The sequence below is a fragment of the Xylanibacter oryzae DSM 17970 genome (assembly GCF_000585355.1).
Lineage (GTDB): Bacteria > Bacteroidota > Bacteroidia > Bacteroidales > Bacteroidaceae > Prevotella > Prevotella oryzae.
Map to the genome: position 1 here is coordinate 2,881,560 of NZ_KK073873.1, position 24,961 is coordinate 2,906,520.

Here is a 24,961-nt window from a genome sequence, read left to right on the forward strand (position 1 = left end):
TTGCTTAATAATTTATATTGATACTAAAAATTAATGAGCGTGTAGCCGGGCTGGAAAAATAATCCATACCCTGTGCATTACTCACTCCATAGTTATTGCTCTCCGGATCTATGCCTACAAGATTTGTCCAAAGAAGAAGATCTCTACCGGTAACTGAAAATCTCACAGAATTAAGACCTGTCTTATGTTTGAACCAATTATCATCTAATGTATATCCAAGAGTAATGTTGCGAAGTTTGGTCCATGTATTATCTTGAACATAGAAGTCATGAACCTTGTTTATTCCAAGACCACCACCGAGACCATTATACCAGGATTCATCCAGTAAGACGGTGCCGGCTCCAAAATCATAAAGATTTCCTCTTATTGTTGTACCGGCTTTAAAAATCTTTCCGGTATAATTGGCAACATCACTAGTTAGTGTAACTTCATGGGAAACATCCCGGTGAACTCCATATCCATAAAGTGCGAGTTGGGTGCGGTTGAGGTATTTTCCTCCATGAGAATGTTCAAATAGGAAACTAAAATCGAAGTTCTTGTATCTGAAATCCATGCCAAGACCTCCACGCCACTTTGGATTAGGATCGCCTAAGACAACGTTTGAAGTTGAGAGCTGTGGAAATCCATTCTTGTCTAATATCAAGTTGCCATTACCATCACGTAATGCTCCCGGACGGTATAGAACTCCTAGAGAATAACCTTCAAGGGCAACGGATGTGCTGCTTATATTCAAAAGGCCAGTTCCTCCTAATTCTGTAACACGGTTTTTATTCTGGCTGAAATTGAGGTTTATGTCCCAAGAGAATTCTTTCTTGTCGAATACGTGGTATACAGTTTCAAACTCCACTCCATGATTTTTCATCGTACCGGCATTAGAATATTTATAACCGTATCCCTGAGACGGATTAAGAGCCACACTATAAAGAAGATCATGAATAACATTATTATAATATGTAAACTTCATGCTTAACTTATTATTGAAGAATCTCAAATCAGTTCCAATTTCCCATTCAGTTTTTACTTCGGGTTTCAGATCATTGTTACCTTTAGTGTTACTCACAGCATAACTGCCACCAAAAGAACCATTTGTGGCTGTGGCCAAAGTCGTAGTACGATATGCTTCTGGTTGAGTGCCTACCTTTCCCCACGAAGCTCTTAATTTACCGAAGCTCAAAAAATTAGATTTTAAAATATGTGTAAACTGCCATGCTGCATCAACAGAAGGGTAAAAATGTGATTTTGATACTGTCGAAGTCGATTCCAGCATACCTGTTGCTGAAACAAAAAGTTGATCATAAAGTTCAATATCTGCTATGGCGTAGCCTCTATTAGAACGTATATGTGTAATCAATTTAGTCCATGACGTAGCAGCATCATTGGATGACAATGAAGATGACTTTATATCTGTCTGAACATCAAATGGTGTTAGCACATCGCTATTGGATGTGGTATTGCGGTCGTTAATACTGTATCCTGCAGTACCAATTAACGTAAATTTATTAGAGAATCTATGTGTTGCCCTTATTATTGCATCAAAATTAAGTTCCAGGTGCTGAGCTGTCTGATAATTATAATAACCAGATGTGTATGAGGTTGTGGCAGAATTAATAGGATAGTATGTATCGCGACTATCATTATAGAAATCAATGCCACCTCTCAGAGTTAGATCTAACCATGAGAATGGATTTATCAACAGTTCCGGTGTGATAATAAAACGGTTAACCTTTTCTAAAGCCTCTTGTTCGTTGGTACTCCATAAAGGGTTATTATATGTAGGTTGACTGTTTGCGCCTATCTCGTTACGATACATGCGTTGACGGTTGGTATATGCCACACCGCTAGCATCTATATAAGTCCCCTTATAATCTCGGATATCAAAATCGGCCGGTGTTCTAAGTAGTGACAAATAAGCACCGTTTACGTTATCTCCATTACTTTGTATGCGGTTGGCTGCGGTATTTATGTATGCTATCTTTGCGCTTGACTTTACCCAATCAGAAAAACGATAATTGGCATTTATTCTGAAGTTATGCTTGTTATAATATGACCCACGAGTAACGCCATCCTGAAAAAGTCCCCCATAACTCAGATAATAATTTGCTTTGTCGCCACCACCACTTATGGAAAGTTCATGCTGGTCAAAACCTCCTGTTCTGAATATGGCATCAAAGTTGCTGTCTACATAAGTTTGCGTTGAATTCTTCTGCAAGATAGGATAGTATATATTGCCTGATTCAGCCACGAAATAGCCTCCGGACTTATCATAGACATCTGATGCCCCTGAACGGTCTGATATTTTATCTCCCCATGAATAATTTGAGTTCTTGTTCCACTTACCACCTGTGCCCTGGCCCCATGTGCTTTGCAATGGGTGATGTTGGCTTATCCAATCCACACTTTTACTATATGTATACGATATGTTAGGCTTAGATGAATGAGAACCATTTTTTGTGGTAATAACTATAACTCCGTTGGCTGCACGAGATCCCCATAGTGCGGATGCAGATGCCCCCTTCAATATCTGAAGTGACTCTATGTCGTTAGAATTAATGTCATTAAGACGTGATTGCTGAGCGAATCCGGTATCACCAGAGCTCTCGTTGCTGATAGGAGTACCATCTAGAATAATAAGAGGCTGACTCTCACCGATAAATGTATTTGCTCCACGAATAATAATATTTGAACCACTTCCGGGTTCACCATTAGGAGATGATATTCTTACACCTGCTGCTTTTCCACTCAAAGCATTAATTAATGTGGATGTACCTGCAGAGACAATCTTGTCTTTACTAATTACAGATGCGGTAGAACCTAACTCATCAGCAGAACGAGCCTTGCCAAGTGCTGTCACAACAACCTCATCCAAGAGGTGTGAATTTTCATGTAGCCTTATATTCAGAGGTTCTTTCGTATCATAGACTTCCTTTTCAATGCTTTGGAATCCTATATACTGAACTTTTAAAGTGATTGGCAAATTGCTATTGGTAGAAAGCTGATAGTTACCATTCGTATCCGTTATAGTACCTTTATCTTTTTGCCCTTTAATAAGAATGGAAACTCCTATAAGAGGTTCACCATTATTATAGTCTGTAATTTGTCCTGATATGATGTTTTGACTATATGCCATAGGTGATATAGCAAATAAAGATATTACTAATATTATTTTTCCTATTGATTTCATATACAAAGTTTTTGTGTATTAATTACCTGAGAAGCAAGCTATGCTAACTCCACATAATTTGATTATTGCTATTTATGATTAAAATTATGACCTTATGATTTGTTTTCTGCTAATAAAATCTTTACGAAATAATCTCCTGAAATAACCAATCTTAAAGTTAATCCCCATAAATGAAAAGCGTTTAACTTACGCTTTAATGTTGACTCATGCTTACCCATACCTAATTTGTTTTAATTTGTGTTGTGTTGTTATTTGTGTCTGTTATTATTGTACCAGTAAATGTCATTTTGCAACCTTAATAATGCAAAGATATAGCATTTTGTTTTAATAACAAAACAAATTATAACATAAAGTTTGAATTTAACATTATATTATTGCTTTTTGATGCATTTGGATATTGTTTGTTCGCAAATAGTAAATGAAAACATAATTTTAGATACAAATAGAATTTTTATGAGCATTTCAACAATATCCATGTGTTGAAAATGTTATTCTACTATTTATATCATATTATATAATGACATTTATTACATGTAAGATAATCGTATTATATACAAACTTTTTTTTCATCTTTTAAAAACTTTAATTGTAAATTGCCAACCTGATTAAATACTCTTATTATCTTTGTCATACGCATTCGTACTGACATAAAAATGATATTACACATTCGTTTCATTTTTCTATTAATTTTAATAATTATTTCAAGGTGCAAAGTTATGTATAATTAATAGGTCTTTCAATCCCCTTTTTATGGTATTTTAGAATACCGCTAATGTGGTATGTATGTTCTATTTATCTATCAAATCGGCGTTACATATTTTCCCAATAAATGAGGATTGCACAGTTATAGGATTTGTCGTACTTTTGCACCCGCTAAGATAAAAAGATATAAATTATGAAGAGAATAGTGCTGTTATGCTCCTTGTTCGCGGTTTCGAGTATGGTTTTTTCGGAGGTTGAAGATACAACAAAAATAATGAAGTTGAAACTAGACGAGGTATTGGTCACGGGTATAAAACAAGAGAAGATAAGTAAGTCGCCATTATCGGCATCGTATGTAGGCAAAGACTTTATTAATGACAATGAAATAAAGAGCGTAAAGGAATTGAGCAGTTATGTACCAAATTTCTTCATGCCTGATTATGGTTCTAAACAAACGTCGCCGGTATATATAAGGGGCATCGGATCGAAGATAAATGCTCCGTCTATAGGTTTCTATGTAGATGATATTCCTCATTTTGAGAAATCAGCTTTTGATATTGATCTGGCTGACGTGAGTAGCATTGATGTGCTTCGTGGTCCTCAAGGTACACTGTATGGACGTAATGCCATAGGTGGAATCATAAACATACATACGCTATCGCCTCTCGATTATCAGAATACGAGACTGAAGGTGGGGTATGGCAATTATAATGACTTTGAATCTACAGTATCTAATTATACAAAGTTGAACGACCGACTGGGATTTTCTGTGATGGGTACTTATCATCAGAACGACGGATACTTTACAAACATGGCCACAGGCAGTAAGGCTGACGACATAAAGAATGGCGCAAGCAGAATATCACTGGTATGGAAACCTGCACAGAGGTGGACATTACATATCAGTTCGAGTCTAGACGTATCTAACCAGGGCGGATATCCTTACGGTATTTATAATCCGGATACGAAAGAATGGGCGGGCGTGAATTATGACTCGTACAGTATGTACAAGCGTACGGTGATATCTTCGGGAATAAGTGCAAAATATGAGGGCAGACATATTATATTCAACAGTCAGACATCTCACCAGTATATCAAAGATCATCAGGGAATAGACCAAGACTTTACGCCTGCAGCGGTATATTATGTAGAACAACGACTAAGACAGAACATGTTAAGTCAGGAGTTTACACTAAAGTCGAAAGGTAGTGGTCCATACCACTGGATTGGTGGTCTGTTCTTATTCACACAGAAGGCTAAGAACTCTCTCGAAATGAGTTATCTTACAAAAAATTACTCCACTCCAAAATATTATGATATCCCTACAAAAGGACTGGCTGTATATCATCAGTCTACCTATGACATAAGCAGCACACTGTCCGGTTCGGTTGGCGTGAGATATGACTACGAGCATGCAGAAAACACTTACGAGGCTTACAAACATGTGGTAAATTCGGACATTGTCAAGACAGGAGACTCTGAAAGTAAAATGCATTTCAGTCAGTTAACTCCAAAATTCTCTCTGCAAAACTCTTTCGGTCAGAACAATCTGGTATATGCATCTGTAGCCAGGGGATATAAGGCAGGTGGATTTAACCAGACTTTTATTACAGACGATGAGAAAAGTTTCAAACCCGAATATAACTGGAATTATGAGGTAGGCACGAAGTGGCACTTCTTAGACAATAAGTTGTATGCAGAGCTGTGCCTGTTCTATATAGACTGGCGCAATCAGCAGATAAACAAAACGATACCCGGGGTGGGTAATATACAGCAAAATGCCGGTCATTCTGACAGTAAGGGAGTTGAGTTTACGTTGCAGTCGAATCCCGTTAAAGGTCTTAACATACAGTTGAACTACGGTTATACCTATGCCAGATTCCTGGAATACAAGAAGAGTGACACAGAAGACTACTCGCACAAGATGCTGCCAATGGTGCCGCGTAATACATTCGCATTGAATGCAGACTACTCGATGTACAAAGTACTGAACGTGATAGACCGACTGACATTCAGCGGTTCGTTGGTTGGCGTAGGAAAGATATACTGGAACGAAGACAATGCAGTGAGTCAGCCTTTCTATATGACACTGAATATGAAGGTGATGGCTACTGTGGGCCGACTGACGTGTGAGGTGTGGAGCAAGAATATTACAGATACTGACTACATAAGCTATTACTTCGTATCAGGAGGTAAGTTTGCCCAGAAGGGTAAACCATTTACTATCGGTACGTCGATAATATTTAATATTTGATATCGATGAAAAGCTATAGTCTGGTAAAAACAAACAAGAGTATAACACTCGCTACATTCTTTGGACTATATGTGGCGCAGAGTGTGCCGATGAGTTTCTTTACAACAGCTCTTCAGGTGCTTATGCGTCAGGCTGATTTCTCATTGACATCAATAGCACTGATGCAACTTATCAAGTTGCCCTGGATATTGAAATTCTTGTGGTCACCGTTGGTAGACCGGCGCTGTATAAGTACTGCCGATTATAAGAGGTTCATCATACGGTCGGAAATGGTTTATGCCTTGCTTATCCTTGTAATAGGATTTCTAGATATAAACACAAACATCCAATTGATACTGCTACTACTTATCTGTTCGTTTGTAGCATCGGCATCGCAGGATATAGCTACAGACGCTCTGGCAATACTCACATTCAGAAGCGAAAATAAGGGTATGATAAATAGCATGCAGGCAATGGGAAGTTTCGGCGGTGCTCTGATAGGAAGTGGTGTATTGCTTATTATTCTACACCAGTTCGGATGGCGTACGGTAACAGTTTGTATGTGCATGATCGTGATGGTGGTCATATTACCGCTTAAGTACAATAAAGGCATACAGGCAGGCGACAAGAGGGAGACGGTGTATGCCAAACGTGCTGATTTCATATGGTTCTTTTCTCAGAAGGGAATATGGCGACAGGTATGTTTCCTGATACTATACTACTCAAGTTTTATAGGTATACTCTCGATACTGCGTCCATATCTGGTGGATTTGGGATACGGACTAAAAGAGATTGGATTTATGAGTGGTATATTCGGTACGGCTGTAGCCTTTGTCGCAGCATATCCTGCCGGGAAACTTATAAAGAAGTTTGGATGCAACACAATACGCATATGGGTTGCGGTACTGATACTTGTATCTACATTATACTTTATGCAGATGTCGTATACACATCCCACAAAGATAGCCCTTTATATCGGGATAATGCTTTTGTGGAGTAGTTATGGTATGGGATCTGTAGTGGTTTACACATCGGCAATGGATTGCGTAAGAGCGGGGCGTGAAGGTACCGACTTCACTGTGCAGACTGTGCTGGCTCAATTAAGTGGTATAATAGTAGCATCGGTAAGCGGACTTGTGGCAGATAGAATGGGATACAGCGGACTGTTCGCAATGGAACTCGCACTAGCCTTTGTGTCACTTATATTTATAGCAATATTCTTTAAAAACAAAAAAAGCAAAAATGCTAAGACCGAAAATAATTCAAAAATATAATGTTCCTGTACCAAGGTATACCAGTTATCCTACAGCAAACAACTTTGGTACTTATACCAATGATGAATATCTGAAAGCTGTGGAGCAATCGAACAGTGCTCAAAGCAACCAACTTTCGTTCTATTTTCATATTCCTTTCTGCCGACATCTGTGTCATTATTGCGGATGCAACTCTTTCGCCATGGGGAGCCCTGAGACCGTAGATGAATACGTAAAGGCTCTGCATAAGGAGATTGATATCATGTTGCCACTGATAAACAAAGGTCGCAAGATATCACAGATACACTATGGCGGAGGAAGTCCGACGGCTATAAGCGTAAAGTATATCAGAGAACTTAATGAGCATCTGCTGTCTGCATTTGATACGATAGACCATCCTGAGATAGCCATAGAATGTCATCCAGGATACCTCACAAGAGAAGACTGGACGATGTTGGCTGAGAGTGGTTTCACGCGTTTCAGCATAGGCATACAGGATTTCAACAGGCAGGTGCTTAAGACAGTGAACAGACGCGCTTCGCTTATCAATGAAGAAGAGATATTCGATATACTAAGGGGCAAAGGGGCTAGAATCAATCTGGATTTTATCTATGGTTTGCCGGTACAGACTATACAGAGTTTTGCAGACACGATAAATCATGCCATACAACTGAGACCGGATAGGATGGTGACATTCAGTTATGCTCATGTGCCGTGGGTAAACAAACGACAGATGATACTGGAAAAAGCAGGACTGCCGGACAGGGATGAGAAAATGGGGATGTTTGACAGAGCTTCTTCAATGCTGAAAGAGGCGGGATACAGATCTGTTGGGATGGATCATTTCGTATTGCCTGATGATGAACTGAACAAGGCATTGGAATGCCATCAGTTGCATCGCAACTTCCAGGGCTACTGTCCGCGAAGAATAACTGCTCAGGTGTATGCCTTCGGTATAAGCGGAATAAGTCAACTGGAAACGGCATATGCGCAAAATACGAAAGACATAAAACAATATATAGAGTCGATGTCAAGGGGCAAACTATGTATCAGCAAAGGTTATACTCTCGACAGACAACAACAGATAACACGTGAGGTAATAGAAAGTATGATGTGCAACTATCGTATAGACTGGAGGGCATTGGCCGAGCGCTTACATATCACTGTGGATGAGGCTAAATCAGCTACCGCATATAATGAGGTTAAACTCAGAGAGATGGCTGATGACAGTCTGATAACATTCGATAACAACATGATAGAGATGACAGATACGGGAACTCCTTTCGTACGCAATGTTGCGGCGAGTCTTGACAGGATGATGGATGACTCGAAACTAAGATTTTCAAAACCAATATAATAATATTCGCCATGAATGATATAGACATTAAAGTTGATCACAGAGACGTTGTGGTGATAGGAGCAGGACTGACAGGGTTGACTACTGCATATACGCTTGTCCAAAAGAATAAGAACGTAATGGTACTGGAACGTCAATCCCGAATCGGAGGACAGATACATACTTTCGAGGATAAGGGATATACATTCGAAAGCGGACCGAATACAGGTGCTGTATCTTATCCGGAGATAGCAGAACTGTTCGAATCTCTTATGCCCGACTGTGTGCTGGAGACTGCACGTGAGGCATCTAAGTGCAGGTTGATATGGAAGGGTAATAAATTTCATGCACTGCCTTCGGGACTTATGTCTGCTATAAGTACTCCTCTTTTCACGTGGTATGACAAACTGCGCATACTTGGCGAACCTTTAAGGCGAAAGGGTACTGATGTCAATGAGACTGTTGGTGAACTGGCCAAGAGAAGATTGGGCGTATCTTATTTCAAATATGCAGTAGACCCATTTGTATCGGGAGTATATGCCGGCGATCCTATGCGACTTGTAACACGATTCGCTCTACCAAAATTATATAATCTGGAGCATAACTATGGCAGTTTTGTGAAGGGAGCCATTGCCAAATCGAAAGAGAAAAAGACGGAACGTGATCTAAAGGCTACAAAGAAAGTTTTCTCTGCACAAGGTGGTCTGGAGAGATTAGTTGATGCTATGGGCAATAATATAGGTGCGGGTAATATTACCCTTGACGTGATGAATATAGATATACAGCCTGAACAATCTGGATGGAGAGTATCTTATAAATCTGCGGATAGTGAGACTCACTCCATTACGTGCCGAAAAGTAATAACAACGGTAGGCGCTTATTCGTTAAAGTCGCTTTTATCTTTCGTGGGCCAAGAAGAAATAAACAAAATATGTAACTTATACTATGCACCTATTGTACAGGTGAGTGTAGGTATAAATGATGAAGGGCGAAAGATAAGACCATCTTTTGGCGGATTGGTACCATCGTGCGAAGGTATGCCAGTGCTTGGTATACTGTTCCCTTCAGATTGTTTCGACGGAAGAGCTCCTGAGGGATGTTCTCTCTACTCATTCTTTATTGGAGGAGTAAAACATCCGGAGGCAATAAACATGACAGACGGTGAGATAACGGAAACCGTAAAGGCTATGATGCACAAAATGTTGGGATATAATGAAAATGAAGAACCGGATATGATACACATATTCAGACATGAAAGAGCCATCCCACAATATGAAATAAGCACAGGCGAACGATTGGAAACCATCGAGAAACTGGAGAATCAATATCCGGGACTGATACTGGCGGGGAATATAAGAGACGGAATAGGCATGGCCGATAGGATAAGACAAGCAGTAAGGATAGCAAACGATTGTTGTGTTTGTAATTAATTTGGAAAAAGAATGTACTAAAATTGTATCTGTAAAGAAAAATGTTAGAAATATAGTATATCTAACTTTGCTACCGACTAAAAAGATTGTGAATTATGAAAAAGTATTCATTTCTGTCGGAGCCTATGATTGGTATATTCAACGACTCTTTTCCTCCTATTATGGATGGTGTGGCTGTAGCGGCAAAAAATTATGCTTATTGGTTGAATAAGAAAGTGGGCAATACCTGCGTAATAACACCTAACAGTCCTGACGTGGTCTATAATGAGCCTTATCCGGTATATGGATATACGTCGTTGCCGATACCTTTCAGGAAACCTTACCGTTACGGCTTTCCTTATGTTGACAGGCAGTTTATGCAGAAGATGGAACGTATTCCTTTCAAATTGGTACATGCTCACTGTCCTTTCTCTTCGGGCACAATAGCGATGCGTGTTGCCAGACAACAGAATGTTCCCATTATAGCGACCTTCCACTCAAAATACAGACAGGACTTTGAACGTATCATACCTAATAAATTTATCGTAGACTATATCATAAAGAATATAATCAAGTTTTACGATATGGCCGACGAGGTATGGATTCCGCAAGCTGATGTAGAAGATACGATACGTGAATATGGATATAAAGGTCGCGTGGAGGTCGTTGATAATGGTAATGATTTTACTTCGGATAATGACGATACTCTAACAAAGGAGGCATCAAGACATGAATTGGGACTTTCGGCAGAAGATAACGTATTATTGTTTGTAGGTCAGCACATATGGGAGAAAAACACAGGATTTATTATTAATGCTCTGGAAATACTGAAAGAGATGCCTTATAAAATGTTTTTTGTAGGTACCGGATATGCAGCAGACGAAATGAAAGAGATGGTTGTACGCAAAGGACTTTCGGGTAAGGTTACTTTCATCGGACAAATCACTGACAGGGATATACTGAAACGTTACTATGCTGCGGCAGACTTGTTCTTGTTTCCATCAAAATATGATAATGCTCCACTAGTAGTGAGAGAATCCGCGGCAATGAAGACCCCGTCTATACTAATGGCCGGATCTACTTCGGCAGGTATCATAAATGACGGGTTTAATGGTTTCTTATCACAGGATTCTATTTATGATTTCGCAATGACAATAAAAAATCTCATCATGCATAAGGATATTATCGGAAAGGTGGGAATGAATGCATCCAGAACGATTGCCAGGTCGTGGAGTGATGTGATAGATGAGGTGGAATGCAGATATAATGAAATAATAGACAGAAAATGCGTATATTGCGTATAGCACTCCCTATTGTGATAGGGGTGGGACTGACAGCCATAATGTTTCATAAGGAGTTTGACGCGAAGGCTTTCGCACAAATCAGATTTACATGGATGAACATAGCATCGGCTGTACTTGCTATCATATTGATGTTCGGTAGAGATCTGGGACTCTCGTGGAGAATGAGACTTATGTGTAGGCCTCACAATCTTTCATGGCCCGATGCTTTAAAAGAAAACATGCTATGTGAATTCTCTTCAGCTACGACACCTTCGGCTGTAGGAGGAGCCGGACTAATAGCTTTATATCTTAAGGCTTATGGCATACCTGCCGGTAAGGGGGTGGCAATAACCATAACAACGGTATTCCTGGACGAACTGTTTCTTATTATTGCATGTCCTGCAATGTTCCTCTTTTTCGGTTCTGCTGAACTTTTCGGAAAATTCTCAAGTGTTTCTTTTTTCTTTGTTCCTATATATGTCGTTACTGCAATATGGACGGGAATTCTTTATATAGCTATTTTCAAACGTCCGGATTTGATTTGTAATATATTGCTTGGTATTTTCAGTATAAGATTTTTAAGGAGATGGCGGCACAAAATAAAGCGATCAACTAAAGATCTGCGTACGAGTGCTAAAGAGATGAAAAATAAGCCTGCTATATTCTGGACTAAAGCTTTTTTGGCTACATCAATATCCTGGACTTGCAGGTTTCTTGTGGCAGGTGCATTGTTGGCGCCTTTTATTCCGGTTGGCGCACAGACATTGGCTTTTGCCCGTCAACTGATAATGTGGCTGGTCATGTTGGTAAGTCCTACCCCTGGTGGAAGTGGTATAAGCGAGTATGTATTCTCTACATATTATTCGAGTATGGTTACCAATGTAAGTGTTATGTTGATGATAACATGCTTATGGAGAATAATCACATATTATGCCTATTTGGCCGGAGGACTTATAATATTGCCAGGTTGGATTAAAAAGTTCAGGAGCTGAATCTACGAGTCTTATACGGCTATTCATGGATTACTAGTTGAAGATGTTATTATCTACAATTAATTTATAACTTAAAAAAGGCCAGGAATTGCAAGATGCAACCCCCAGCCTCAAGACTTCAAATTATTAACCGAAACATGTGTTTTTTAGTTCATATCATTACCCTTTAGGTTAGGATTATTATTTAGTTCCTCCTGAGGGAATGGATAATACATAGCTTTTTCAGTTCAACCTCCATCTTTTAATGGTTGAAGGTATTTGCTGTTTGATAAACATAATTATGATGCTTCTTTATTAGATTAAGATTGGTTAGCAATATATAGTTGTGTAAAATTATTGAATTTTATTACATAATTACTTATTTTATGTATCACAAAACTTTCATAACGTATCAAAAATATAGTTTATAAGAGATAAACACTTATTTTAAGTTAAAAAGATTGTGTTGACATTCATTTTTAGTCTTTATAAGGTGTATCTTTGTATACTGATTTATAAGAAGTAATAAATGATATAATGCCAGCATATAATATTTCTGCAAACGAACTTTTCGAACGTGTTTCGTATATAATAACTCTGAATGATGATATATCTCACATCAGTATCAATAAAATGATGCATGAGACACTTGTTCTGACTTGTCATGAGGGAATAAAAAATACGAATCAGGCTTTCGGTAATTTATTCTCGCAAGTGGATTTCTTATGTAAGGTCAATAATATATCTGCATCTGACAAAATAGCCATTCAGGATATGCGTCGCCACTCTAACAAGTCTACAGCTTTGAGCCACGATGATATTCTTTACGATGCACGAGCTATGTGTCTGCTCATATCAGCGGTATTCAAAGAAAGTATTCCTTCCTTCCTAATAGGAAAGATCCCTACAGAGAATAGACCGTACTCTAAAAGGGATACTATAAATGCCAGATATATTCGTGGAATAGTAAAACAATGGGATGGGGAATTTATCACACTAACAATAGAACAGGATTCAGAAGATGAATATTTAAAGGTGGATTATTCTGCTGAGGATATGAAATATATAGATGACATACTTAGAGTGGGTATGCAACTGAATCTATTGGATTGTCACCTCGAAAATGGAATAGCAGTACCTAAACTGATAGTTGTTGAGCCTGATTTTATGATTGATATCAGTAGTATTGCTGCCTGCTTTCAGGATTATGGACATCATCCTCTACTATATACAATCAACAGAATGAAGCCAAGAGCTAATACACAGGCTACTCTTCTGGGTAATTTTGCAGGTAGTGCTCTGGATGATATTATCAATCAGGATCACTATCATGTGAATGAAACTATAAAGAACAATTTTAAAGAGAAGGCGCTTGAGTTTTGTACTTGTAATAAATTTGATGGTAATAAGTTTATATTCGATGCTAACACCCAATCAAACAATCTGAAGCAAGTGGTGGTGGAACTATTCAAAACATATGATAAAGATAAAGCTATACTGGAGCCATCGTTTGTCTGTGAGAAATTAGGAATACGTGGACGTGTCGACCTTATGACTTCCGACTGTAAACTGCTAGTGGAACAAAAATCCGGTCGTAATCTTAATATTGAAAATGGGCATCCTAATGAATTCGGAAGTTTCCAACTAGAACCGCATTATGTGCAGTTGTTACTTTATTATGGTATTTTGAAATACAACTTCAATCTTGGGAATAATGCAGTAGACATACGTCTGCTTTACTCTAAGTATCCTCCTGCAGACGGACTTGTAGTAGTCGCTTTTTATCAGCGATTGTTCAGAGAGTCTATAAGATTCAGAAACGAATTGGTAGCTGAAGAACTTGAGATAGCTGATAATGGATTTGAGAGTGTAATAGACGATATCAATCCTGAGACACTGAACATAAAGAAGATGGACAATATGTTCTATCACAATTATCTATATCCCGAAATTGACGCAATCACAAGTCCATTACAGCATATGTCGAAGTTGGAGAGGGCTTATTATTGCACAATGATGACTTTTGTATACCGAGAACAACGTGTTGCCAAGGTTGGATCTCAAGAGGGTGTCAATAATTGCAACGCCGACATATGGAATATGCCTTTATCCGAGAAGAAAGAGACAGGTAATATATATACCGGACTGAATATAATCAGAAAGGAGAGGAGTTCCGACTTTAACGGATATGACCTTATCACGCTGGCTGTGCCTGATCAGGGCGAAGACTTCCTTCCTAATTTCAGAACAGGTGATATGGTATACCTTTATTCATATAGAGAGAATGAGGAGCCTGATGCACGAAAGAATATACTATATAAAGGTATAATTAAGGATATGTGCACAGACCAACTGACTGTCTATCTTAATGATGGTCAGCAAAACCAGAATGTGATAGAATCATGTATGTATAATATTGACGGTAAACATTCTGCAGTATTTGCAATAGAACATGGAGGATCTGATTCTTCAACTAGTGGAGCCGTGCGGTCGTTGCATGATTTTATCACTGCAGAGAGTGGACGTAAAGATTTGCTTATGGCTCAGCGTGAGCCTCGACAAGATAAGTCTCTGCAATTGTCAAGAAGCTATAATGAAAATTATAATGAGATCCTGCTCAAGGCAAAACAAGCCATGGATTACTTCTTGCTGATAGGTCCTCCAGGTACAGGAAAAACATCTATGGCAATAAGGTTTCTTGTGGAAGAAGAACTGACAGACAGCAATTCGAGTATATTACTGACAGCTTACACCAATAGGGCAGTTGATGAGATATGCTCTATGCTGAATGATGCCGGTTGCGACTTCCTTAGAATTGGCAACGAATACAGTTGTGACCCGAGATTCAGAAATAATCTCATTGATAAAGCTATTGATGACTGTCCTAAACTTAGCAACATACGTAGCAAGATTATTAATTCGCGTATAATAGTAGGCACAACGTCAATGCTTGTATCAAAACCATACATATTTAATATTAAGCGTTTCTCTCTGGCTATTGTTGATGAGGCATCACAGATCCTCGAACCTAATATAATAGGTATACTGTCTGCTCATTATAATGAGAACCTTGACGGACAAACGGTGTTACGCAATTGCATTCGTAAATTTATTCTGGTCGGTGATTATAAACAGTTGCCGGCTGTAGTGCAACAGAGCGAGAAAGATTCGGCTGTAAGTGATCCTCTATTGAAAGAAATACACATTACAGATTGCCGCAATTCGCTATTTGAAAGATTGATACGCACTGAAGATAGTGCAGGCAGACAAGACTTTGTCGGAATATTGCACAAACAGGGAAGGATGCATCCTGATATAGCTGAGTTCCCTAATAAGATGTTTTACTTCCGTGAGAGACTTGAACCAGTTCCATGTCCTCACCAGACAGAAACAGAACTTCACTACGACTTGCCTGCACAAGATGAAATGGATAGTATACTGCAGCACAATAGAATGATATTCATTCCTTCTGATTTTTGCAAGACACCTGACATTTCAGAAAAAGTAAATCAAGATGAAGCACGTATCGTAACTGATACCCTGCAACGTATTCATCGATTCTATGGAGAAAAGTTCGACCCTGTCAAGTCTGTTGGCGTAATAGTGCCATACCGCAATCAGATAGCCATGATAAGAAAAGAAATTGAAAAATTAGGTATACCCGAACTGTTGGATATGTCCATAGATACTGTAGAAAGATATCAGGGTAGTCAGAGAGATGTTATTATCTATTCGTTCACAATACAGAATTACTACCAACTTGATTTTCTTACCGGCAACAGCTTTGTAGAAGACGGACACATCATAGACCGCAAGCTGAATGTGGCAATAACAAGAGCTAGAAAGCAAATGATAATTACGGGCAATCCAAAAATACTTTCAGGCAATGCCATTTTTAAAAGTCTCATCGAATTCATTGAGACGAAAATGAAAATATAAAAATATTTAGGGCATAAAAAAAGGGGCTCCGCTGAGTCCCAACCTTTTGTTAACCTTAAATCTAATACTATGAAAAACACGATGCAAAGATATTACAAATCTTGGCATCGTGTAGCATGTTTATCAATTTATTTTTTAAAAGAGGCCCTTTTTTGATTTAAATCAATTATCTTAACAAATCTATTTCTTATAATTGTCTAATCCTTGATTCAGGAACTTCATATAATGATCGATATTCTCATCATAACTGTAAGATTTGGCGAGTAAATTACCATGGTTGTCTAATGCTACATAAAATGGCTGAGCATTAGCCCCGAACTTACTTCTCTGTAGATAACTCCACTTGTCACCTACTGTACGAAGTGTACGTTTTTCTCCATTCTCAGTTATCTCTATTGGCTTAGCCAATTTGGTTTTGTCATCTACATATAGAGAAATCAGGACATAATCTTTAGTCAGTTTCTCTGCTACAGAAGGATCTGTCCATACAGCAGCCTCCATCTTACGACAGTTAACACATCCAAATCCTGTGAAGTCTACGATAACAGGTTTGCCTTCGGCAGCGGCTGCAGCCATACCTTCTTCATAATTTGTATATTTAGCTCTTACCTCACCCTTACTTAGATTGAAGTCTTGTGTGTTCATAGGTGGTGCAAAAGCACTAATTGCTTTGCATGGTGCGCCCCATAGTCCTGGAATCATATATACAGCGAATGCAATCGATACAAGTCCTAACATGATGCATGGTACAGGCATCGGTTTATCTTCTCCACCGGCCAAGTCACTCTGAAACTTAAGTTTACCGATAAGATATAGACCTAGCATACCGAATATTACAATCCATAGTGCCAAGAATACTTCACGATCCATCAGGTGCCATCCATAAGCAAGGTCTGCTACAGAGAAAAATTTCAGTGAGAAAGCCAACTCTATGAAACCTAATACAATCTTTATGGTGTTCATCCATGAACCAGACTTTGGTGCAGATTTTAACCATGTAGGGAACATTGCAAAGAGTGTAAATGGCAAAGCAAGAGCAAGAGCGAATCCGAACATTCCAATTGCCGGTGCGGCAATGTTACCGGTTGACGAAACTCCTACTAGCAAGAAACCTATTATTGGACCAGTACATGAGAATGATACAAGTGTAAGGGTGAATGCCATAAGGAAGATACTTAGTAAGCCACTTGTTGTAGATGCCTTACTGTCTACTGAATTGCTCCATGAAGATGGTAGAGTGATCTCAAACCATCCAAAGAATGATACCGCAAAGACAATAAGCAACAGGCAGAATAGTATATTAAATACAGCACTGGTAGCCAAAGCGTTTAGCGAACTGGCACCGAATATGGCCGTAATCGCAAGCCCTAAAGCTAAGTAAATCACCACAATAGATATACCATATGTAATAGCGTCTCGTATACCACGTTTTTTGTCTTTGTTACGTTTTAGGAAGAAACTAACAGTCATCGGTATAATAGGCCATACACATGGAGTGAACAAAGCTAAAAGTCCTCCGATGAATCCCATAAAGAATATGTACATCCAAGAGTGATTGCTGTTGTTATCATTACCATTAAACTGTTGCATCTCTTTTATGACAGGTTTCCACAAGTCACTCTTTGCAACTATTGTTGATGTATCACGAGCAACACTATCTGTTTTAACTACATTTGCAGTCATTGCTGTATCTGTATTAGCCGTAGTTGTATTATCTACGTCAGCTGCCGTTTTGTCGTCAGTAGGTTGTGGCGCGTCTGCAGGACCTTTGCCGCTGTAGTTGAATTCTACAGATGTAGGAGGCATACAGCTTTGGTCGTTACAAGCGCCATATTCCAAGTAGCCTTTTATATTATATGTTTTTGCTGTGATTTTAAACTTCTGTACAAATTGCACACTACCTTTAAAGTAACGTACTTGCATGTTAAATAATTTATCGAACACGCTTATTTCATCACCGTGAGCTTTCAATCCACCAATTTTCTTTACTCCTTGGGCCTTATCCATATTTATAGTGGCAGATGTAGGACCGCCACCGGCCATGTTAGTAGAATAGACGTGCCATCCTGAACCAATGGTACCGGAGAAAATAACGTCAACCTCTGTAGGAGAAACCTGATTCTGTTTTACAGTAAAATGTACAGGATTTTGCATTTGGGCCATTACTGTAGTGGCGAACAACGCCAGCAGTAATGTAGTGATACTTGTCTTAATTGTTTTCATTATATTTTTGTGTAATTGTTTTTTATAGTTTACAAGACGACTTATGTGTCATTATCTCAAGTACATACTTGTCTGTTTCATCCATTCCCTTGCTGCCTATCTGTGTAAGATTCCGTATGCTTTGGTCTACATCATCATCTATTATACCCTCTACAGATGTAACATATTTGTGCTGCATGGCAAGCATGGCACTCATCACGGCCGTTCCAACGCCTGTGGTAAGTTTGAGAGCGCAACTTGGTTTGGCACCATCGCATATCATACCGGTAAGATTGGCTATCATATTTTTTACAGAATATGATATCTGCTCGTAAGTACCACCCATAAGATATGTTATGCCACAACTACTGCCTGTAGATGCTACCACACAACCACATAGGGCGGATAATGCTCCAAGATTCTGCTTTATATATATGGCTGTTAGATTGCTGAGTATAAGTGCGCGTATAAGTTCTTCCTCCGTGTTGTGATTTTCTTTTGCAAAAACCACTACAGGCATCGTTGTGCATATACCTTGATTACCACTGCCACTGTTGCTCATAACAGGTATCATTGCACCTGCCATACGTGCATCACAGGCACAACTTGTATCAGACAATACTTTAGAGAAGATGCTATCACCCATTATACCCTTTCCCAGAGGACTACACATGGTCTTTCCCAACTCATGTCCGTAGTTTCCTTCCAGTCCCTTAGCGGCGGCATTCTCATTAAGACGTTTTGCCTCAAGTATGAATCTTATGTTATCAATATCTTCTGTTTTAGCAAATTCGTATACCTTATTTAAAGTGAGTTTTACAAATTCAGTATCCGTCTGATCAGTACAGCCCGCTTTATTGTCAAGCATCACCTCATTATCCTTACGCAGATATACAAAATCTGTATGATGCCCCTTGATGATGGCCTCAGATTCATGTCCATCCCCAATACATCGGATAGATATAAAAAGTTTGTCCGGATCTTTTTCTTCAAGTGATATTTTAATTCTGTCTTCAGAGATAAACCTTTTACCATCCTCGACAGATTTACTATTACATCCTTTAAGAACCTCAAGTTCAAGCTCTGATTTCCCTATCAGGGCACCTAGCGCAATTGCGATAGGCAAACCGATCATGCCTGTTCCCGGGATGCCGACCCCCATAGCGTTTTTTATTATGTTTGCACTTAGTCTGGCTTCTATTCTTTCTGGAACTTCACCCAAAATCTCTTTTGCTTTTGCTACACATAGTGCTACAGATATTGGTTCTGTGCAACCGATTGCAGGAACTACCTGCTTATGTATAAGCTCTAAAATAGCTTTTCTTTCGTCTTCGTTTAGCATATAAATGCAATAAAATTGTATTTTTGTGACTGCAAAAGTATAAATAAAATTCACCACACGCAACTTTTTGTCATTAAAAATTTGGTTTATTCGAAATAATTATATACTTTTGCAAAAGTAAGGATTAAAACGGACATTATAGAAAAAGGATTCCGACATGAGAAATTGTCGGAATTCTTTGTTTTGTTTTGTTCACCAAGAAATACTATATTAACTATAAAATAAAAAATTACAATTATGGCTTACATGTCACAAGAGGGTTACGAGAAATTAGTAGCCGAGTTGAAACAGCTAGAGACTGTTGAGCGCCCTAAGGCATCAGCCGCTATTGCAGAGGCTCGCGACAAGGGTGATTTGAGTGAAAATTCAGAGTATGATGCGGCCAAAGAAGCGCAAGCGCATCTGGAAGACAAAATTAACAAGATCAAATTAGCTATATCAGATGCAAAGATAGTAGACACTTCACGTCTGAGCACTGATACGATACAGATTTTGTCTAAAGTTGATATGACTAATCTTACTAACAAGGCAAAGATGAGTTACACTATCGTAAGTGAGAGTGAGGCTAATCTGCGAGAAGGTAAGATCTCTATCCATACTCCTATAGCACAGGGTCTGCTTGGTAAGAAAGTAGGAGACGAAGTAGAAATAAAGATTCCAAGAGGCACAATCAAATTACGCATTGACAAAATTTCAATCTAGATTATGGCAGACATTTTTTCAAAGATTGCAGCAGGCGAGATACCAAGTTATAAATGTGCCGAGAACGATAAGTTCTATGCATTTTTGGATATAAACCCTTTAGTAAAAGGACATACGCTTGTTATACCTCGTCGTGAGGTAGATTATATTTTTGATATGACCGACGACGAGTTGGCCGAGATGGTTGTTTTTGCTAAGAAGGTGGCTATTGCCATCAAGAAAGCTTATCCATGCGTCAAAGTTGGAGTCGCAGTATTAGGACTTGAAGTAGCGCATGCGCATATACACCTCGTACCTATGAATTCAGAAAAGGATATGATATTCTCTAATCCTAAGTTGAAACTCTCAGAAGAAGAGTTTCAAGAAATTTCCGGTAACATATACAAAGCTTTTACAGCTGAGTAATATATAATAAAGGGCGGTATTTGAGTACCGCCCTTTATTATATATCTACTTTTTTATACAAAATCATCTCCCAGTTTTATCTGAACTTCGTTTACATATTTACGTATCAATGCCGAAGAGTCTTCTTTCTTGCATATCAGCAATACATTATCCTTCTCAGCAACAATCGTATCTTCCAGACCATTAATGACAGCCAGTTTCCCTTTAGGAATCTTTATAACATTGTTATGGCAGTTCTCCATTATTACGTCAGAGTCTATTACGACATTCTCATCCGTACCATTACTCATATTCTCATATATGGAGTGCCATGTACCGATATCAGCCCATCCGAAATTGCATATCATTACATACACATTATCAGACTTGTCAAGCACACCATAGTCTATTGATACATTAGGATATAGCGAGAAATGATCTTTGATAAATTCAGATTCACTTTCAAAGTCGAATTTATCTACAGACTCATCATATTCTTTCAATATAGGTGGTAGAAAATTATGGAAGCATCTCTTTATGCACCTATTATTAGCAAGGAATAGACCCGTATTCCAATAGAACTCACCGTTCTCCATGAACATCTTTGCAAATTCACGTTCAGGTTTTTCAGTAAACGACTTTACCTTATACACATCTTCTGTATCAGATTTTTCACCTATCTGTATATATCCATATCCCGGTTCCGGGCGTGTAGGTTTAATACCCATAGTGAGCATACGTTCATTTTTCTCAACGAATTCGAATCCCTGTATGATATTCTTTTCGAAGACATCGTTATTAAAGACAAGCTGATCTGATGGAGCTACAAGAATATTTGCATTAGGATTAATAGATGATATACGGTGGTTGGCCCAAGCCAGACTTGGAGCCGTATTTCTGTTTACGGGTTCATCTAGAATATTCGACTTCTGTATATCTGGCAATTGCTGTCTCACCAAATTCACATAATCTTGGTTAGTACTTATAAAGATGTTCTCTTTAGGTATAAATTTAGTAAACCTGTCATAAGTTTGCTGTAATTGAGTACGTCCAGTTCCAAAGAAATCTATAAACTGTTTCGGGTAATTCTCACGGCTGCAAGGCCATAGACGCCTTCCTTTTCCACCAGCGAGTATTACACAAAAATTGTTTTGTGGGTTGTTCATACTATTGTTATTTATATTTGACCACTAAGTTAGATAATATAAATGATATGAACAAAGATTTTAAGTTTTTTTCTACTAAAAATTTGCAGGTTCAATTTTTATTAGTACCTTTGCACCCGCTACACGCCCAGATGGCGGAATTGGTAGACGCGCTGGTCTCAAACACCAGTGGAGCAATTCATCCCGGTTCGATCCCGGGTCTGGGTACAACGCTGAAAGCTAGGTAATTGATTATTCAATACTTAGCTTTTTTGTTTTTGCTCAACATTTTGGATATATCGCCAATAAGTTCATCTTACATATCAGCCGGCGTAGCAGTAATTCTCCAGCTACGCTATTTTACTTTGAGTCCGACATCCTTGCATGCACTTGCAAAAAAGCATTTATCTATTGTAACTTAGCCTATTTTCTTGAGCAGGTGATAAATTATATTTGTTACAAACTTAATCACTTTTTTAATATTTTTGTTTTTCATAAGAAATATATGTATATTTGCATTTAAATTTCACAGTAATACAAGTAAGTTGTGATTAATTGATATGACGATTACCATAAAATATTTTTTGTGCATTATATGTACTATGTTTATAATTGGTTGTAATAGAACACCAATCGAACAGTTATTGTCTGCTTCTGAAAAATGTATTGAAACACATCCTGATTCTTCATTACAGGTTTTACGTCATATTAAGTATTCCAACATTAATAATGATAAAGATAAAGCATTATATGGACTATTATATTCAGAAGTTGCATACAAATTATGCATTCATCTGAGTTCATACTCAATGATTGACTATAGTATAAAGTACTACAAAAATAGCCATAATCAAAAACGACTAGCAAACGCATTATATTACAAAGCATCAATAATATATGAGAGGAAACAACAAACAGAGGCAACTATGGATGCCAAAGAAGCTGAAGAATTGGCATTAGATACCAATGACGAACTATTAAAAAACAAAATATATGATTTTCTATGTTACATTAATTCAAATGCAAAATACTATGATTTAGAGTTAGAATATGCAAAGAAAATGCTGAAAAGTTCGGTGAAATTATCAGATAATGAGTTAATATCACGTGGCTATGCACTTGTAGCTAATGCATATAGTTCATTAGGACAACCGGATAAAGCATATTTATTCTTTAAGAAAAGCTTATATGGAATTAAAAGCTTTGATAAGAATGAGCAGGCAATAATTCTAGGCAATATCGGCAGTATTTGTTTCGAACTTGGTAAGTACAAAGAATCTGAATATTATACGACCAAATCGATTGAATTATATAAAACGACAGTAGATCATCTGACAATAGGTAAGATGAAATTCAATAATGGTCAGGAAAAACAGGTTATTAAATACTGGAATAATGGTCCGACAATTAATGATTCGGAAAAAGAAATCGCAATGTATGAATCCTTAGTAAACTATTATACCAATAAGCATAATTACAAAAATGCGTATATACTATCAAATAAATTATACAAAATAGAAAATAATATTCATAAAAAGAATTTAAGACAAAGAGTATTGGAAATCCAATCAAAATATGATAAAGAGAAATCTGAAAGAATTTTATATAGAAAAATAGCTATACTGCTTTTAGTCATCGCAATCTTAGTAGTAACACTATCTATCTTTTTTTATTATCACAGGAAAAAAATTAAAAGATACATATATAATATAAGATTATTCAAGAGTAAAGCATATAGATATTCCACTGAAATAGATTCATGCTATAAGAAAATTAATGAATTAAAGAATTCCAATAACAGCAATGGAAGGCTTGTTAATAAGCTAACCAATAAAATAGAATTATCACATCAGTCTATCATAGACAGTTTACGAAACGGATATAAGATTTATGAAGCAATTAAGGACAAAAAATCAATAGTGCACTATACAGATGCAGATTTGAAATGCATAATTGATTTTTATAAAGTTATAAAGAATGACATATTTGATACATGGACAGAACAGTATCATGATTTACGAGTTAGGCAATACTTATTCTTGATACTTGAAGATATGGAATTTAAAGATAGTGATATTGCATACATTCTTGGTGTAAGCGATTCAACAGTTCGCTCTATTAGGTCTAGATTAAAGAAGAAAAAGGAAGTCTAAAAAAAGCAGCGAACCTCTCTATTATGAGAGACTCACCGCTCTATTATATTTTTATAAATGTGAAGATAAAAGTAATAATTAAGTTAATTCCCCAATATCTGGACTGTATTTATCGCATATATACCATGATTATTATTTTGACTTTGGTATAGTGGATCATTGTCTAGCGACACCTGCTTTCCATCAACCTCACATTTGTATGCTTCGTAATACCCTCTACCATAAATGTGAATATACCATTTAATTGTATGTGTCTTGTCATTACCAAATATTTTATGGCTTTTCATATTTACTACATACGATTCATCGTGCTTAGTAGACCCTTTGCCTTCATTCCATATATCTGCATCTACAAAAGAGGTGCGCAACATAGTACCAAGCTTTTCATAGTGATAATCTGGGTTATCTTTACTATTCCATGACTCGTTTGCGCGAATCCAAAGTTCACTGATTGTCTCTAATAATTTATTATCGCTAACACGATAACACTTTACGTCGATTTCACCATTATCAATATTCAAAATCCTTTCATCTTTATTTACATCCCCTATTATATTCAAGGAGTCGAGTATATTTGTTCCATTTGGACTTTCAAATCTAACAAACAACGTAAAAGGTGATATTCCAAATGGGCCATCATTTTCTACTTTATCACAGGATGTGAATGTTGGCATTATTGACAAGACCAACATAAACATTAATATATTTCTTAAAAATTTCTTCATC

The 24,961-nt window shown here is 37.7% G+C and carries 15 protein-coding genes and 1 tRNA gene; 11 read left to right on the top strand and 5 right to left on the bottom strand.

Annotation, left to right across the window (positions count from 1 at the left end):
- Positions 1 to 4 precede the first annotated feature (4 nt).
- Positions 5 to 3,181: a SusC/RagA family TonB-linked outer membrane protein gene (locus XYLOR_RS11740; protein WP_036879805.1), complete on the bottom strand. Its 3,177-nt coding sequence runs from the start codon at positions 3,179 to 3,181 to the stop codon at positions 5 to 7.
- Positions 3,182 to 4,076: 895 nt separating this feature from the next.
- On the opposite strand from XYLOR_RS11740, the gene XYLOR_RS11745 reads away from it, so the two are divergent.
- The 7 genes from XYLOR_RS11745 (at position 4,077) to XYLOR_RS11775 (ending at position 16,307) form a co-directional block, all read left to right on the top strand.
- Positions 4,077 to 6,137, top strand: a complete 2,061-nt coding sequence (locus XYLOR_RS11745; RefSeq protein ID WP_036879808.1) for a TonB-dependent receptor — start codon at positions 4,077 to 4,079, stop codon at positions 6,135 to 6,137.
- A 5-nt stretch (positions 6,138 to 6,142) separates the two neighbouring features.
- Positions 6,143 to 7,390: an MFS transporter gene (locus XYLOR_RS11750; protein WP_051508994.1), complete on the top strand. Its 1,248-nt coding sequence runs from the start codon at positions 6,143 to 6,145 to the stop codon at positions 7,388 to 7,390.
- Complete coding sequence (hemN, locus tag XYLOR_RS11755; RefSeq protein ID WP_036879810.1) at positions 7,359 to 8,726, top strand: oxygen-independent coproporphyrinogen III oxidase; 1,368 nt, start codon at positions 7,359 to 7,361, stop codon at positions 8,724 to 8,726. Before XYLOR_RS11750 ends, hemN begins: the two co-directional genes overlap by 32 nt.
- An 11-nt stretch (positions 8,727 to 8,737) precedes the next feature.
- On the top strand, positions 8,738 to 10,135 hold the full coding sequence (hemG, locus tag XYLOR_RS11760; protein ID WP_036879813.1) for a protoporphyrinogen oxidase: 1,398 nt from the start codon (positions 8,738 to 8,740) through the stop codon (positions 10,133 to 10,135).
- 125 nt (positions 10,136 to 10,260) lie between these two features.
- The gene (locus tag XYLOR_RS11765) at positions 10,261 to 11,418 is read left to right on the top strand and encodes a glycosyltransferase (protein WP_036881068.1); all 1,158 of its coding nucleotides are present in this window, start codon (positions 10,261 to 10,263) and stop codon (positions 11,416 to 11,418) included.
- Positions 11,400 to 12,389: a lysylphosphatidylglycerol synthase transmembrane domain-containing protein gene (locus tag XYLOR_RS11770; RefSeq protein ID WP_036879818.1), complete on the top strand. Its 990-nt coding sequence runs from the start codon at positions 11,400 to 11,402 to the stop codon at positions 12,387 to 12,389. Before XYLOR_RS11765 ends, XYLOR_RS11770 begins: the two co-directional genes overlap by 19 nt.
- Before the next feature lie 516 nt (positions 12,390 to 12,905).
- Positions 12,906 to 16,307, top strand: a complete 3,402-nt coding sequence (locus XYLOR_RS11775) for a DEAD/DEAH box helicase (protein ID WP_036879821.1) — start codon at positions 12,906 to 12,908, stop codon at positions 16,305 to 16,307.
- A 180-nt stretch (positions 16,308 to 16,487) separates the two neighbouring features.
- Here the strand turns inward: XYLOR_RS11775 and XYLOR_RS11780 are convergent, their stop codons facing one another.
- The gene (locus tag XYLOR_RS11780; RefSeq protein ID WP_036879825.1) at positions 16,488 to 18,530 is read right to left on the bottom strand and encodes a protein-disulfide reductase DsbD family protein; all 2,043 of its coding nucleotides are present in this window, start codon (positions 18,528 to 18,530) and stop codon (positions 16,488 to 16,490) included.
- A gap of 22 nt (positions 18,531 to 18,552) precedes the next feature.
- Entirely contained in the window at positions 18,553 to 19,851 is a 1,299-nt protein-coding gene (locus XYLOR_RS11785) for an L-cysteine desulfidase family protein (RefSeq protein WP_036879828.1), read from the bottom strand.
- A 237-nt stretch (positions 19,852 to 20,088) separates the two neighbouring features.
- On the opposite strand from XYLOR_RS11785, the gene greA reads away from it, so the two are divergent.
- Positions 20,089 to 20,553, top strand: coding sequence for a transcription elongation factor GreA (gene greA, locus XYLOR_RS11790; RefSeq protein WP_036879831.1), 465 nt, complete (start codon positions 20,089 to 20,091; stop codon positions 20,551 to 20,553).
- A gap of 3 nt (positions 20,554 to 20,556) precedes the next feature.
- A complete protein-coding gene (locus XYLOR_RS11795; protein ID WP_036879833.1) occupies positions 20,557 to 20,958 on the top strand; it encodes an HIT family protein in 402 nt (133 codons plus the stop codon).
- 53 nt (positions 20,959 to 21,011) lie between these two features.
- Here the strand turns inward: XYLOR_RS11795 and XYLOR_RS11800 are convergent, their stop codons facing one another.
- Positions 21,012 to 22,103: a mannose-1-phosphate guanylyltransferase gene (locus XYLOR_RS11800; RefSeq protein WP_036879836.1), complete on the bottom strand. Its 1,092-nt coding sequence runs from the start codon at positions 22,101 to 22,103 to the stop codon at positions 21,012 to 21,014.
- 125 nt (positions 22,104 to 22,228) lie between these two features.
- Here XYLOR_RS11800 and XYLOR_RS11805 point away from each other — a divergent pair.
- Together XYLOR_RS11805 and XYLOR_RS11810 are read left to right on the top strand one after the other, a co-directional pair.
- A tRNA-Leu gene (locus tag XYLOR_RS11805) sits at positions 22,229 to 22,310 on the top strand.
- A 374-nt stretch (positions 22,311 to 22,684) separates the two neighbouring features.
- The gene (locus tag XYLOR_RS11810; RefSeq protein WP_036879839.1) at positions 22,685 to 24,235 is read left to right on the top strand and encodes a tetratricopeptide repeat protein; all 1,551 of its coding nucleotides are present in this window, start codon (positions 22,685 to 22,687) and stop codon (positions 24,233 to 24,235) included.
- An 83-nt stretch (positions 24,236 to 24,318) separates the two neighbouring features.
- Here XYLOR_RS11810 and XYLOR_RS11815 read toward each other — a convergent pair whose 3' ends face one another.
- Complete coding sequence (locus XYLOR_RS11815; protein WP_036879842.1) at positions 24,319 to 24,960, bottom strand: hypothetical protein; 642 nt, start codon at positions 24,958 to 24,960, stop codon at positions 24,319 to 24,321.
- Between the last annotated feature and the right edge of the window lies 1 nt (position 24,961).

Coding starts and splice junctions, on each gene's coding strand:
- XYLOR_RS11740 (WP_036879805.1), bottom strand. CDS start 3,181: ATGAAATCAATAGGAAAAATAATATTAGTAATATCTTTATTTGCTATA.
- XYLOR_RS11745 (WP_036879808.1), top strand. CDS start 4,077: ATGAAGAGAATAGTGCTGTTATGCTCCTTGTTCGCGGTTTCGAGTATG.
- XYLOR_RS11750 (WP_051508994.1), top strand. CDS start 6,143: ATGAAAAGCTATAGTCTGGTAAAAACAAACAAGAGTATAACACTCGCT.
- hemN (WP_036879810.1), top strand. CDS start 7,359: ATGCTAAGACCGAAAATAATTCAAAAATATAATGTTCCTGTACCAAGG.
- hemG (WP_036879813.1), top strand. CDS start 8,738: ATGAATGATATAGACATTAAAGTTGATCACAGAGACGTTGTGGTGATA.
- XYLOR_RS11765 (WP_036881068.1), top strand. CDS start 10,261: ATGATTGGTATATTCAACGACTCTTTTCCTCCTATTATGGATGGTGTG.
- XYLOR_RS11770 (WP_036879818.1), top strand. CDS start 11,400: ATGCGTATATTGCGTATAGCACTCCCTATTGTGATAGGGGTGGGACTG.
- XYLOR_RS11775 (WP_036879821.1), top strand. CDS start 12,906: ATGCCAGCATATAATATTTCTGCAAACGAACTTTTCGAACGTGTTTCG.
- XYLOR_RS11780 (WP_036879825.1), bottom strand. CDS start 18,530: ATGAAAACAATTAAGACAAGTATCACTACATTACTGCTGGCGTTGTTC.
- XYLOR_RS11785 (WP_036879828.1), bottom strand. CDS start 19,851: ATGCTAAACGAAGACGAAAGAAAAGCTATTTTAGAGCTTATACATAAG.
- greA (WP_036879831.1), top strand. CDS start 20,089: ATGGCTTACATGTCACAAGAGGGTTACGAGAAATTAGTAGCCGAGTTG.
- XYLOR_RS11795 (WP_036879833.1), top strand. CDS start 20,557: ATGGCAGACATTTTTTCAAAGATTGCAGCAGGCGAGATACCAAGTTAT.
- XYLOR_RS11800 (WP_036879836.1), bottom strand. CDS start 22,103: ATGAACAACCCACAAAACAATTTTTGTGTAATACTCGCTGGTGGAAAA.
- XYLOR_RS11810 (WP_036879839.1), top strand. CDS start 22,685: ATGTTTATAATTGGTTGTAATAGAACACCAATCGAACAGTTATTGTCT.
- XYLOR_RS11815 (WP_036879842.1), bottom strand. CDS start 24,960: ATGAAGAAATTTTTAAGAAATATATTAATGTTTATGTTGGTCTTGTCA.